Genomic DNA, 12,212 nt, shown 5'->3' on the forward strand with positions numbered 1-12,212 from the left:
ATTTCATACTCCTTCCTCACTGCATTCCAGTTCTTCCAGGGAATCGACCAGCTTGCTTAGGGCATGGGCCACCAGCAGGCGATCGGGCATATTGTGCTTGAAGGACGGACAGGCCGCCTGCCCCTCGTTCCAGCTCTTGGGACAGGCGCCTCCGCAAACGGGCAGCATCGGACATTTCGAACAACCATAACTGCCGTCGGCTACGTCTGCGTTGAAGACTCCGAACCGGTTGACCGATCGGTTCACGTCATCGTGCTGCAAGGTGCCGATTCGGTGACGGTTCGGTGAGCCATAGGCATCGACATAAGGAGTTTCGGTGCAGTTAAAGATGTTTCCATAGGCATCGATGACTTCGCTATCGGGCTGAACGGCCATGCAGACGATCTTCTTTCTTGTCGGCAAAAGCCCCATAGAGAAGCCGCGGGACATTGCATAGACGGCCCAATCAAGCTCGTTTCGGGCATAGGTCTCCGGTGCCAGCGCTAGGTCCGAGGCCGCGTTGCCCCAGTCGTGGATGGGTGCGAAATAGACATTGATCCGGCCCGCGAGGCCGGCGTCGGCAAGGATGTCGATCAGTTGCTCGACGCTGTGGGCGTTGCGTGCATCGACGTTGCACCGGATCCTCAGCGCCAGCGGCAAATCCGGCTGACGAGCGACATCGATGAGATTGGCAAGAATCCGGTCGAACGACGGCCCGCCTGTCTTGAAGAACCGGCGCGCGTCATGCTCTCGCGCCGGTCCGTCGAGCGTGATTTCGGCGCTATGTACATTGTGCTCGGTGGCAAGTTCACGGGCGGTCGCAACATCAAGCTTGACGCCGTTCGTGACGATATGGGCGGAATAGTCGGCGCCGTGACGGGATGCGATCTCTTTCAGGCAGGGGCTCAAGGCGCGAAGCGAGGCAAGGCCAGCAAGGGGTTCTGCGCCGAACCAGCCGACATGAAGGAGTTCATAGCGCCTGTTCCTGAATTTCCGCTCGATACGTTCGAGAATACCTTTCTGATTCGCCTCATCGAGCCGCCGCCGCGAATGCGTCTGACCGCAATAAGTACAGCCTAGCTGGCAGAAGGCCGAGGGCTGGATGACCTGATAGAGGCGGGTCGTTTTTGAAATGGCAGCATCGTTCTCCCTCAAGACCTCGGCGAGCTCGCCCGTCCTGTCACGGACCAGCAGATTCGCCTCTATAAGGCGCTCTATCGCAGGGGCCGGAACTCTGCTGAATCTACCCTTACACAAGTCTTCCCAGAGTGCGGCGTCGAACCTGAAAATCCTGCCTGACCGGGTGGCGAGCACCAGCCGATGCACGCGTACGCTGCCACAGTCGACAAATGCTTCGCTGGCGACGACGTATCGCGAGAGGGCAAGGCCCTGCTGATCGCTTTGCGCGGAATGGACAGTCATCACATCCTCCGATGTCTCGGCATCGGCCTTTCCGGGCCTGCCGCATACTCGACGGATCGAAACGATCGGGCCCTAAGACAGGAAAATCCAATCGTCCCGATGGTTCAGGGGGCCCACCGCCCGGGAGGCAAGGCGGTGGGAGTGCAGCCGTTAAACGGGCTGCGTTAGCGGATCGCGCCGCGCAAGGCGTTGATCAGGGCAAGCCCCTTCTCTGCGTCGGAGCCGATATCTGGAGCGCCGCAGACGTTATTCTTGTCGAAAAAGGCCCGGGCGCTTTCCAGCGAGGCAATCCCGCCGACCTCGGGAGTCGCGCAAACGTTGTTCTTGTCGAAGAACGCACGTGTGGCTTCCGCTGCACCGGCGACCTCGGCAAGCTCATAGGGACCCATCGAATCGACACGGGTAAGGGCGGCACCGATCTCGATATTGGCCTTTTTTAGCAGGGCGCGGACACGTTCTTTCTTTTCGGTCTCAACTGGCATGATCTTTCTCCTCTTCCTTTTGTCCTCACCGAACGAGGGTGAGCGGGAGGGACCATGCGACAGCCAGTGTTATAGCGCCGACAGTCGAGCGTTAGCCCTGCGTCATTTTCAGAACTTTTCTTGGCGACGCCTATTAGGACGCAAAAGATCTGGCGTTGCGCACCTGAGAACAGCGGTCAGTTCGGTCGCTCCGGGCCACTGCGTTTTCCCCGGCGCTCAACAAGGGTACATGGCAGCTTGGCTGGAAGACCGAGTTCGATCTCTACGCTTGAACGGACTTTGCCGACCGCGTGCTCACCGTTGCCCAAGGGGCCGGAGCAAGAATGAAGCCGAAGATCCACTTGCAAGACGGCTGGTGTCAGGAGTCCACCTCCACCGTTGGCTCGCGATCCGGCAAGTACTCCAAAGGGCAGCAATCTGCCACCCGCGATAGGTTTGATCCACGCCGGCGCGTTGTTTGTATTTGGATGCAGTGCCGGAGACGATCGAAGCTGGCCTCCAGCTCTCGCAAGCGGTGCTCGTTGACATCGGCATTCCGATGGGCCTGATTGCATCGATCCCCGGGAAACGGGATGAATTTCGCCAGCTGCTGCAGCCCACGGACGGATCCGGCAGAGAACGGCATGCCATCCGCGCTCCGCAGGCGGAAAGTCACCTGCCCCGTAGGCAGCGCTCAAGCTCCGATGAGCATGAGCACACTCAGGATCGCTAATTCGAGGGCAGGTGCGGTCCGACCCGCACGATCGAGCACTCACACCATGCCAGGCACGAAATCCGTCCGAGGGGGCAAATTGCGGTATTCCGCTGCCCGAGGCGATGCAGCAGTCGTTGCACAAGCTGGTCACGCAGGCGGCGAGCACGTAATAGGGCAGAGTGGCGAGGTTAATCGTCTAAGTCGCCGGAACGCGACGCAGAAGCCCTACGTAAGACCGTATGTCCGTCTTCGTGGCTGAGGTGGCTCGCCCCTACACTGGTCTTCCGAGGGTTGCTCGGACAGGCCGAGCCGATCCTCATCACAGGAGGACGAGTCGTGGCAGATTATAAAGAAGTGTTCGTTGGAATCGACGTCGCCAAACTGAAGAATGCGATTGCCGTCGCCGAATCCGGCCGGGAGGGAGAGATTCGCTTCTGGGGTGAGGTTGACGCGTCTGATACGAGCATGCGCCGCATCATCCAGCGGATAGCTGCAAAGTTTGACCGCGTTCAATTCTGCTACGAGGCCGGACCAACCGGATACGGGCTGCATCGGCTGATCCGATCGCTCGGCCATGAATGTGTGGTCGTCGCTCCATCATTGATCCCCAGGAAGCCGGGCGACAGAGTAAAGACCAACCGTCGAGATGCGCTCGCGCTCGCCCGGCTATTGAGGGCCGGCGAGCTCACGGCGGTGTGGGTTCCCGACGAGGGCCATGAGGCGATGCGCGACCTCGTCCGCGCACGGGCTGCGGCTGTCGAGACGTTGCGGGTTCACCGGCAACAGATCAGCGCTTTCATGCTCAAACACGGTCGTATCCATCCACGCAAGAAGGGCTGGACGATGCGATACCTTTGCTGGCTCCAGGAGCAACAGTTCGATCATCCGGCGCATCAGATCGCCTTGCAGGAAATGGTCGAGGCGGTGCGCGTCTCGAAAGAGCGCGTCGGACGCCTGGAGACGGTAATTGAGGAATTCGTCCCGAACTGGTCTCTGGCTCCGGTCATTCGAGCTCTGCAGACGCTGCGAGGGGTTGATCTGATCGTCGCCGTTACATTCGCCACGGAAGTCGGCGACGTCAGCCGTTTCGAGAGTCCGCGCCAATTGATGGGCTATCTCGGCTTGGTCCCTGGTGAGCGATCCACGGGTGAGACCGTCAGACGGGGCTCGATCACAAAGGCAGGCAACGGCCGGGTTCGGCACATGCTGGTCGAGAGCGCGTGGACTTACCGGCACCCGCCGAAAGTCGGCGCGAGAAAGCTATACCGTCTGGCGGAAGCGCCGCCGGCAGTCAGAGAGATCGCGTGGAAGGCTCAGAGTCGGTTAACGGCTCGATATCGCCTGCTGGTCGCACGGGGAAAACGGACGACGGTGGTTTGCACCGCAATTGCCCGAGAATTGGCCGGCTTCATGTGGGCCGTTGCAAGGGAGGCGCAGGCGATCAGGACATAGGTCACTGCAGCGAACTTGCACCTCGCGCATGGGCGGAGGCGGGACAACGGCAGGGGAACATCCGTCAGACGCTTTATGGCCGGCATTGTCCGACGCCCGCAGTAAGATAGGAACAGCCCCGGACGCACAATCGGGAATGCGGTATCCAACCCGCGCATCAGAGCTTGATCACCGACGTCCTCGAGTTCCGCCTCCACCCATACGCGATCATCATGAGAGGCCCGTTCGCGAGAGCGGCAGCTTCTTCGTGCCCAATGCATTGACAATGGACATCAGAGCGCTGTTTTGGCCCCACCTTCCGTATCACGGTTTGATTGACGATGTTGAGCCCGAACGAGGGCTTGGACATATGTCGATTTCACAGCTTACGCTTACATCCAGCGATGAAGAGCCGGCGCGCCGGTTCGAGGTTTTCACGGGCAGCGGCCGGCGGCGCGAGTGGAGCGGCGAGCGCAAGGCGCAGATCGTCGCGGAGAGTTATGAGCCAGGCGTGACGGTCTGCTCCGTGGCTCGGCGTCATGGATTGACCCCGCAGCAATTGTTCACCTGGCGTCGGCTCGCTCGCAAGCCGCTCGGTGCTGCGCCTGTCGTCGAAGACGTTCCGATGTTTGCGCCAGCGGTCCTGGTGCCGTCTGCGATGCTTGACGCAAAAGAACCGGAGCGAGTGCGTGGCTCAAGAAAGAAGTCGAGTAGCGGCGCAATCGAATTGGAGATCGGCGGGGCGATCGTGAGGATCGCATCCGGCGCGGACGCCGCTACGATCGCCGCCGTCATTCAGGCCGTGAAGGCACGGTCGTGATCGGGCCGTCGGGAGCGGTAAAGGTCATGGTCGCCACCCGGCCAGTCGATTTCCGCAAAGGTGCGGAGGGCCTGGCGGCGCTGGTCAAGGCCGAGATGGGTGCTGACCCGTTCTCCGGCACGATCTACGTGTTCCGGGCCAAGCGCACGGACCGGATCAAGCTCGTCTTCTGGGATGGCAGCGGCGTGTGCCTTGGAGCGCGGGCGGTTCATCTGGCCATCCGCGGCCGACGGCACGGTGGTGATCACGCCGGCGCAGCTCGGCTATTTGCTCGAAGGCATCGACTGGCGAATGCCGCAAAAAACCTGGCGTCCGACGTCGGCGGGATGAGCAAAACCGCTGGCATGGCGCGAGCGAATATGATTCCATCCCGCCATGACCGATGCGGCCGATCAGCTTCCCGACGACCTTGCCAGCGCGCATGCGATGATCCTCGCCGAGCGTGCGGCTCGCCGTGAAGCCGAGGCAGTTGCCGCCCGCGCCCAGGCGGTGAACTCGCATTCGGATGCGCTGATCGCCCGGCTGAGGCTGGAGATCGAGAAGCTGAAGCGCGACATCCATGGCAGCCGCTCGGAGCGCAAGGCCAGGCTTCTCGAACAGATGGAATTGCAGCTCGAGGAACTGGAGGCCGACGCCGGCGAAGACGAACTGGCGGCGGAGCTGGCGGCACGCTCCTCGGCTGTCAGGGCCTTCGAGTGCAAGCGTCCATCGCGCAAACCTTTCCCAGAGCATCTGCCGCGCCAACGCGTCGTCATTGACGCACCAGCCAACTGCCCGTGCTGCGGATCGGCCAAACTGGCGAAGCTGGGTGAAGACGTCACCGAGACGCTGGAGGTGATTCCGCGCCAGTGGAAGGTGATCCAGACCGTGCGCGAGAAGTTCTCCTGTCGCGAATGCGAGAAGATCACCCAGCCACCGGCACCCTTCCATGTGACGCCGCGCGGCTTTGCGGGACCGAACCTGTTGGCAATGATCGAGAAGTTCGGGCAACATCAGCCGCTGAACCGGCAGAGCGAGCGTTATGCTCGCGAGGGCATCGACCTCAGCCTCTCGACGCTTGCCGACCAGGTCGGGGCCTGCGCCACGGCATTAAAGCCGCTGCATGCGCTGATCGAGGCGCATGTGCTGGCCGCCGAGCGGCTGCATGGTGACGACACGACCGTGCCGATCCTGGCGAAGGGCAAGACCGATACCGGCCGCATCTGGACTTATATCCGGGATGACCGGCCGTTCGGCGGAACATCGCCCCGGCGGCGCTCTATTATGCCTCGCGCGACCGGCGGCAGGAGCATCCCGAGCGCCATCTGAAGTGCTTCACCGGTATTCTGCAGGCTGACGCCTATGGCGGCTACAATCCGCTGTTCAAGGTGGATCGCGATCCCGTTCCGCTGACCCAGGCGCTGTGCTGGGCGCATGCGCGGCGCAAATTTTTCGTGCTTGCCGACATCGCCAGCTACGCCAAGCGCGGAATGAATGCTGCCGCGATCTCGCCTATTGCGCTGGAGGCGGTCAAGCGCATCGACGCGCTGTTCGACATCGAGCGCGACATCAACGGTCTTTCAGCCAACGACCGGCTGCAACGACGTCAGAAGGACGGCCGTCCGCTCGTTGATGAGCTTCAGACCTGGCTTCGATCTGAGAGAACAAAGTTGTCGCGCAGTTCACCGGTTGCCGAGCCGATCGACTAAATGCTGAGGGACGGGTTTACAGCCTTCCTCGGTGATGGCCGGGTCTGCCTGACGAATAACGCCGCCGAACGGGCGCTGCGGGGCTTCGCTCTCGGCAGAAAATCGTGGCTCTTTGCCGGCTCCGATCGTGGTGCCGATCGCGCCGCCTTCATGGCGACGCTGATCATGAGCGCCAAGCTCAATGACATCGATCCGCAAGCCTGGCTTGCCGACGTTCTCGCCCGCATCGCCGACACGCCGATCATCAGGCTCGAGGAACTGCTCCGGTGGAATTGGCGGCCAGTAATGCCCCTCCAGGGTCAGGCTGCCTGACCTGGGGCGTTCGCCGATAGGTGCGAAGCGTTGGCTTCCCAGCAAACACAACGAGGTTCTCCCTATGAGCGAAGTTCCAAAAATTAAACTGTTCTTTGAGTGGGGCGGTGGAGTTCTCTGGTGCGCCAATGACGCTGCTCATCAACGCTTTGACGTAGGGCCTATTGAAGACAAGCTGTCCTTGTCGAATGAAATCCGACAGCGATTGCATGGCATTGCAGTGTGGCATGATACAGCACTGGATTGGAACAATCCTCCGGGGCCGAGCCCATGGTCCAAAGCGGAAGATGTCAAATTTGCCGAAGCAGTTGACCAGCTTGTTGAGGACATCAGACGGGAACTCGGGCCCGGATACGAAGTCATCAACGAACATTGTCCCATCTATTAAATTCAATTGAGATGCCGGCGTTACCTCCGGCACGTGTCGATACGACTAAGCGCCGGAGGCATTCTGCTAGCCGCGGCCCTGACCGGATGGATACGTCAATTCGACGTCTGGCGCAGTTGAACGCAATCGAACTGGAGACCAGGGATTTCAACAAAGCCGGTGCTGAGCCTGCTCTGAGAGCTTCGGGTACTTTCATTTATTTCGTCTATTGCGTCTGCTTCGAATATAAGATAGAAATGGGTTTCAAATGGAGGGTTTTCAAAATGACAGTTCCAGCAGCAGCCCAGGAACTGGGCGGGCGCCTGCCGTCGGCCTCCGAAAAAGCTGCCGCGAACCACCTGCGGAAGATACTGGCGGCTCATGCGACCGGCGACGCAAAATTGCGCGTGCTCGACGATGAGACGCAGCAGCCAACGGAGATTACCCTCACCCCAGCGCTTTCCAGCCTCCTAATGGAGCTGTTGCGTCATATCGGAAAAGGTGACGCGGTGACGCTTGTTCCCGTCAGCAAGATGCTGACGACGCAACAAGCGGCGGATATTCTCAATGTATCGAGGCCGTTCCTGATATCCCTCCTCGATAAGGGCGAGATCGAGTACTCCCTTGTTGGTCGACATCGAAGGATTCAGGCCGATCAACTGTTCAAATACAAGAAGGAACGCGACGAGAAGCGGAGTAAGGCCCTTGCAGATCTTGCCGAGTTGGACGCGGAGCATCTGTAAGCTTGTTCGCTAACCGCTTCACCGCCTTCGTCGACGCCTGCACACTCGCAAGTGCACTAAAGCGAAACTTGCTGCTGACTCTTGCGGAAGCGGAATTCTTCCGCCTCCGCTGGTCCGCAATTATTCTCGATGAGACCCAGAAGGCCATCGAAAAGATCCTGGCCGACAAGGACGTCGCCGACGCCACCCTACGTGCATTGCGCGCAAGAGCAAGCATGGAGGCTGCATTCGAGGAAGCGATGGTCGTTGATTTTGATCAGTTTCTCTCCGCTTGCGAGGGTCTCCCCGACGAAAACGACGCGCATGTAGTTGCAGCTGCTCTGAAGACGCAGGCTGCTGTAATTGTGACCGATAATCTGAGAGACTTCCCCGAGGAATTGCTCCGCCGGTTGAACCTTGAAGCGAGGTCGGCCGATGCCTTTATCGCTGATATAATTGCCTTGGATACCGGTAGAGCGGTAGCAGCGATCAGACGCATGAGAGAGCGCTTCGGAAGGCCGGTAAAAGCCGCCGAGGTCCTTCTTTTGGATATGGAGGCAAACGGCCTCACGGAAACCGTGGACGTTCTAAGGCCCCACATTCTCTCGCTTTAGGTTCGAAGGAGCCCGCCTACCCTCTCTGGAGCGCCGCAACGCCATAGCCGTGTTCCCGTTGATACATTATGCGATCTTGGAAGCACGCCTTCATGCAAAATTATAATTCATTTTATTATATTATAAACGAATCAAATTTATTGCTTTTTTTTAAAACGGGGAGGCAACCGTGCGCATCACATTGAATGCCAGTTTGATAATGATGGGCTCTATCGTGGTCCTGACGTCGGTCGGGTCGCTCGGGGTCCAGGCAACCGCAATCGACCAGTTCAATGTCGGCGGCCCTGCCTATCAGGACATTATCATGAAGAAGGACTTTGTCGCCGACGTCGCACCACCGCCGATAAATCTCGTGCAGCCCTATGCGTTGGCGCTGGAGTCGATGAGCTTTCATCGCACTAGTGAAAAAAACCTCGACCAGCTCGACCGGCTGCGCGCTGAGTACGAACGCAAGAAGCAGATCTGGACGAACTCCACCCTTCCCGCGGAGATCCGCGAGACACTCGCGAAAGACGTCTTCCCGAGCACCGACAAATTCTGGGGTATTGTCGAAACTCAGCTGAAGCCGGCGATCAGGAATCGGGACAAGCCAGCAATCGCGATGGCCAGCCAGAATTTGCGAGACGGTTTTGCCGAACATCAGGCCGTTATGGAATCCGCGATGGAACTGGCCAAAACCGCGGTGCTGGCCGATCAGTCCCACGCTCTTGCTACAGCCTCCACCTTGGCGCTCATCGGCTCGATCGCCGCCGTCGCCTCCATCACCATCCTGGTCTTCGGCCTCGTCATGCTGCGAACCCGCGCGATCGCTCCGATCCTGCGCATGAGCGAGACTATGGGCCATCTGACGGCCGGGCGGACGGATCTGGCGGTGCCCTATCTCGCACGACGAGACGAAGTGGGCGTCATGGCGGCCGCCGTCGAAGTCTTTAAGGAAAGCACCACATCAAAGGCGCGGCTGGAAGCGGAAGCGGCACGGCTGCGAATCGAAGCGGAAAACGAGCGTCTGGCGATCCAGGCAGCGTCGGAAGCAGCAGCAGAATTGAAGTTGAAACAGGCGACGAGTGGGCTTGCCGGCGGCTTGAACAAGCTTGCTTCCGGCGACCTGACGATCGAGCTTTCCGACGCCTTCTCCTCCGAGTTCGAAGGACTACGGGCGGACTTCAACCAGGCCGCTCTCCAGCTCGGCACTCTGCTCGCCGACATTTCCTCCACCGCAGGCGTGATCGCCGGGGCAACGAAGGAAATCAACGCCGATAGTGACGATCTATCCTCAAGGACGGAGCGACAGGCGGCGAGCCTCGAAGAGACTGCGGCCGCACTCGAGGAAATCACCGGCAATGTCACCTCGACCTCGGGACGAGCGGACGATGCACGCAAGATCGCCGATATTGCCAATCGTAGCGCCGAGCGGTCAGAAGATATCGTCAACCGCGCCATCGAGGCGATGAGCCGGATCGAGCAGTCTTCCGGCCAGATGTCGAAGATTGTGGGAGCGATCGATGAAATCGCATTCCAGACCAATCTTCTCGCCTTGAACGCCGGCGTTGAGGCTGCGCGCGCCGGTGACGCGGGGAAGGGATTTGCCGTTGTTGCCCAGGAGGTCCGCGAGCTCGCCCAGCGGGCGGCAAAGGAAGCGCGTGACATCAACCAACTGATCGCCATCTCGAATGCCGAGGTGGAAAACGGCGTGCGTTTCGTTCAGGGGGCCGGCCAGTCGTTGAACGAGATCGGCACGCATATCCGCGAAATCCACCAGCTCATCCAGGCAATCGCCACATCGGCGCGCGAACAAGCCGTCGGCCTCGCCGAAGTCAACGCCGCCGTAAACATGATGGATCAGTTCACCCAGCAGAACGCTGTCATGGTGGTGCAGACGAATGGCGCCAGCGCCAGCCTCGCCGAGGAAGCCGAACGCCTGGCCCAATTGCTCGGCCGCTTCCGTTATCCAATACAAGCAGCCCAGCCGGAGCAGGATCGGGCGGCTCAAGCCCCTGCCAGACATTCCAGGCAGGCCCCCCTCCCCGGATCGTCAGTAGCCGGTAGCGTTACAAAGTTGTCGAAACAGGCTGCGTGAACGGGATGTAGAAGAGAGAAATTAGGAGAGCGGGGGAACATTGGTCTCCCGCTCTTTGCGGTTTGGGCGGCACGCGACTGCCTGTGAGAAAGTGGGTTGTTCTCCCCCCAAACGATGATGGGGCCTTAAGGCCCCATCATCGTTGCGTTCGTGTTGTTCCCGTTCGCCTTACCCGATCATCCGGAGCAGTTGGTCGATGCTTTTCTTTGCATCGCCGTAGAACATGCGGGTGTTGTCCTTGTAGAACAGCGGGTTCTCGATGCCGGAATAGCCGGTACCCTGGCCGCGCTTGGAGACGAGCACCTGCTTGGCCTTCCAGACCTCTAGCACCGGCATGCCGGCGATCGGGGAATTGGGATCCTCCTGGGCGGCCGGGTTGACGATGTCGTTGGAGCCAATGACGATGACGACGTCCGTGTTCGGGAGGTCCTCGTTGATCTCGTCCATTTCGAGCACGATGTCATAGGGCACCTTGGCCTCGGCGAGCAGCACGTTCATGTGGCCCGGCAAACGGCCGGCGACGGGGTGGATGGCAAAACGCACCGTCTTGCCGGCGGCCCTGAGCTTTCGGGTGAGTTCCGAGACCGACTGCTGGGCCTGCGCCACCGCCATGCCGTAGCCTGGAACGATGATGACACTGTCGGCATCGTTGAGCGCAGAGGCAACGCCGTCAGCGTCGATGGCGATCTGTTCGCCCGAAATCTCCATCGCCGGTCCCGTGGTGCCGCCGAAGCCGCCGAGGATGACCGAAATGAACGAGCGATTCATCGCCTTGCACATGATGTAGGACAGGATCGCACCCGAGGAGCCGACAAGCGCGCCGGTGACGATCAGGAGATCGTTGCCGAGTGTGAAGCCGATCGCCGCTGCCGCCCAGCCGGAATAGCTGTTCAGCATCGACACGACCACCGGCATGTCGGCGCCGCCGATGCCCATGATCAGGTGATAGCCGATGAAGAGGGCGAGAAGCGTCATGGCAATCAGCATCCATGCGCCGGCGCCATTGGCATACATCAGGAGCAGCAGCAGCGACAGGATGGCGGCGGCGGCATTGAGGAAATGCCCGCCGGGCAGCTTCTTCGCCTTGCCGTCGACCTTGCCGGCCAGCTTGCCGAAGGCGACGACCGAACCGGTGAAGGTGACCGCCCCGATGAACACGCCAAGGAAGACCTCGACCTTCATGATGGCAAGCTCGACCGGGCTCTTGTGGGCGAGGATGCCGGCAAAGCCGGAAAGCGCCGAACGCGCCGTCTCGTTGAGGCCGGCAATGTTGGCCGCCTCGATATGGGCGTTGAAGCCGATGAACACGGCCGCAAGGCCGACGAAGGAATGGAGCGCTGCGACAAGCTGCGGCATCTCCGTCATCTGCACGCGCGAGGCAACGATATAACCGGCAGCCGAGCCGCCGACGATCATCAGAAGAATGATAGCCCAGCTATCAACACCGGGGGAAAAGACCGTCGCGATGACCGCCAGCGCCATGCCGACAATGCCATACCAGACGGCGCGCTTGGCGCTTTCCTGACCCGAAAGCCCGCCGAGCGAGAGGATGAAGAGGACTGCTGCCGCAACATAGGCGGCCGAAATGATACCGATGGTCATAC

At 60.3% G+C, this 12,212-nt stretch carries 9 protein-coding genes and 3 pseudogenes; 9 read left to right on the top strand and 3 right to left on the bottom strand.

The window, feature by feature from the left end; all coding sequences use genetic code 11:
• Nucleotides 1-3: 3 nt before the first annotated feature.
• Together AC4P1R_RS21760 and AC4P1R_RS21765 are read right to left on the bottom strand one after the other, a co-directional pair.
• Nucleotides 4-1,401, bottom strand: a complete 1,398-nt coding sequence (locus AC4P1R_RS21760) for a radical SAM protein (RefSeq protein WP_492177798.1) — start codon at nucleotides 1,399-1,401, stop codon at nucleotides 4-6.
• 164 nt (nucleotides 1,402-1,565) lie between these two features.
• On the bottom strand, nucleotides 1,566-1,883 hold the full coding sequence (locus AC4P1R_RS21765) for a hypothetical protein (protein WP_151612309.1): 318 nt from the start codon (nucleotides 1,881-1,883) through the stop codon (nucleotides 1,566-1,568).
• A gap of 780 nt (nucleotides 1,884-2,663) precedes the next feature.
• Here AC4P1R_RS21765 and AC4P1R_RS21770 point away from each other — a divergent pair.
• From AC4P1R_RS21770 to AC4P1R_RS21810, 9 genes and pseudogenes are all read left to right on the top strand, one after another.
• Nucleotides 2,664-2,747 (top strand): annotated as a pseudogene (locus AC4P1R_RS21770) (integrase); the annotation flags it as partial.
• Nucleotides 2,748-2,913: 166 nt separating this feature from the next.
• Nucleotides 2,914-4,029 carry an IS110 family RNA-guided transposase gene (locus tag AC4P1R_RS21775; RefSeq protein WP_492177799.1) on the top strand — a complete coding sequence of 372 codons (1,116 nt, stop codon included), beginning with the start codon at nucleotides 2,914-2,916 and terminating at the stop codon, nucleotides 4,027-4,029.
• 349 nt (nucleotides 4,030-4,378) lie between these two features.
• Nucleotides 4,379-4,828, top strand: coding sequence for an IS66-like element accessory protein TnpA (tnpA, locus tag AC4P1R_RS21780; protein WP_100675162.1), 450 nt, complete (start codon nucleotides 4,379-4,381; stop codon nucleotides 4,826-4,828).
• Nucleotides 4,825-5,158, top strand: a pseudogene (tnpB, locus tag AC4P1R_RS21785) (IS66 family insertion sequence element accessory protein TnpB). The gene tnpA and the pseudogene tnpB overlap by 4 nt, the downstream one beginning before the upstream one ends.
• A 45-nt stretch (nucleotides 5,159-5,203) precedes the next feature.
• Nucleotides 5,204-6,828, top strand: a pseudogene (gene tnpC / locus AC4P1R_RS21790) (IS66 family transposase).
• A 64-nt stretch (nucleotides 6,829-6,892) separates the two neighbouring features.
• Nucleotides 6,893-7,216 carry an immunity protein CdiI family protein gene (locus AC4P1R_RS21795; protein ID WP_492177800.1) on the top strand — a complete coding sequence of 108 codons (324 nt, stop codon included), beginning with the start codon at nucleotides 6,893-6,895 and terminating at the stop codon, nucleotides 7,214-7,216.
• Between the two features lie 263 nt (nucleotides 7,217-7,479).
• The gene (locus tag AC4P1R_RS21800) at nucleotides 7,480-7,938 is read left to right on the top strand and encodes a helix-turn-helix domain-containing protein (RefSeq protein ID WP_085032794.1); all 459 of its coding nucleotides are present in this window, start codon (nucleotides 7,480-7,482) and stop codon (nucleotides 7,936-7,938) included.
• A 2-nt stretch (nucleotides 7,939-7,940) separates the two neighbouring features.
• Nucleotides 7,941-8,531 carry a PIN domain-containing protein gene (locus AC4P1R_RS21805; RefSeq protein ID WP_492177801.1) on the top strand — a complete coding sequence of 197 codons (591 nt, stop codon included), beginning with the start codon at nucleotides 7,941-7,943 and terminating at the stop codon, nucleotides 8,529-8,531.
• A gap of 169 nt (nucleotides 8,532-8,700) precedes the next feature.
• Nucleotides 8,701-10,608, top strand: coding sequence for a methyl-accepting chemotaxis protein (locus AC4P1R_RS21810; RefSeq protein ID WP_492177802.1), 1,908 nt, complete (start codon nucleotides 8,701-8,703; stop codon nucleotides 10,606-10,608).
• 168 nt (nucleotides 10,609-10,776) lie between these two features.
• Here AC4P1R_RS21810 and AC4P1R_RS21815 read toward each other — a convergent pair whose 3' ends face one another.
• Nucleotides 10,777-12,210: an NAD(P)(+) transhydrogenase (Re/Si-specific) subunit beta gene (locus tag AC4P1R_RS21815; protein ID WP_492177803.1), complete on the bottom strand. Its 1,434-nt coding sequence runs from the start codon at nucleotides 12,208-12,210 to the stop codon at nucleotides 10,777-10,779.
• Nucleotides 12,211-12,212: the final 2 nt, after the last annotated feature.

Source organism: Sinorhizobium sp. Y406 (genome assembly GCF_058732025.1).

Coding starts and splice junctions, on each gene's coding strand:
- AC4P1R_RS21760 (WP_492177798.1), bottom strand. CDS start 1,401: ATGACTGTCCATTCCGCGCAAAGCGATCAGCAGGGCCTTGCCCTCTCG.
- AC4P1R_RS21765 (WP_151612309.1), bottom strand. CDS start 1,883: ATGCCAGTTGAGACCGAAAAGAAAGAACGTGTCCGCGCCCTGCTAAAA.
- tnpA (WP_100675162.1), top strand. CDS start 4,379: ATGTCGATTTCACAGCTTACGCTTACATCCAGCGATGAAGAGCCGGCG.
- AC4P1R_RS21795 (WP_492177800.1), top strand. CDS start 6,893: ATGAGCGAAGTTCCAAAAATTAAACTGTTCTTTGAGTGGGGCGGTGGA.
- AC4P1R_RS21800 (WP_085032794.1), top strand. CDS start 7,480: ATGACAGTTCCAGCAGCAGCCCAGGAACTGGGCGGGCGCCTGCCGTCG.
- AC4P1R_RS21815 (WP_492177803.1), bottom strand. CDS start 12,210: ATGACCATCGGTATCATTTCGGCCGCCTATGTTGCGGCAGCAGTCCTC.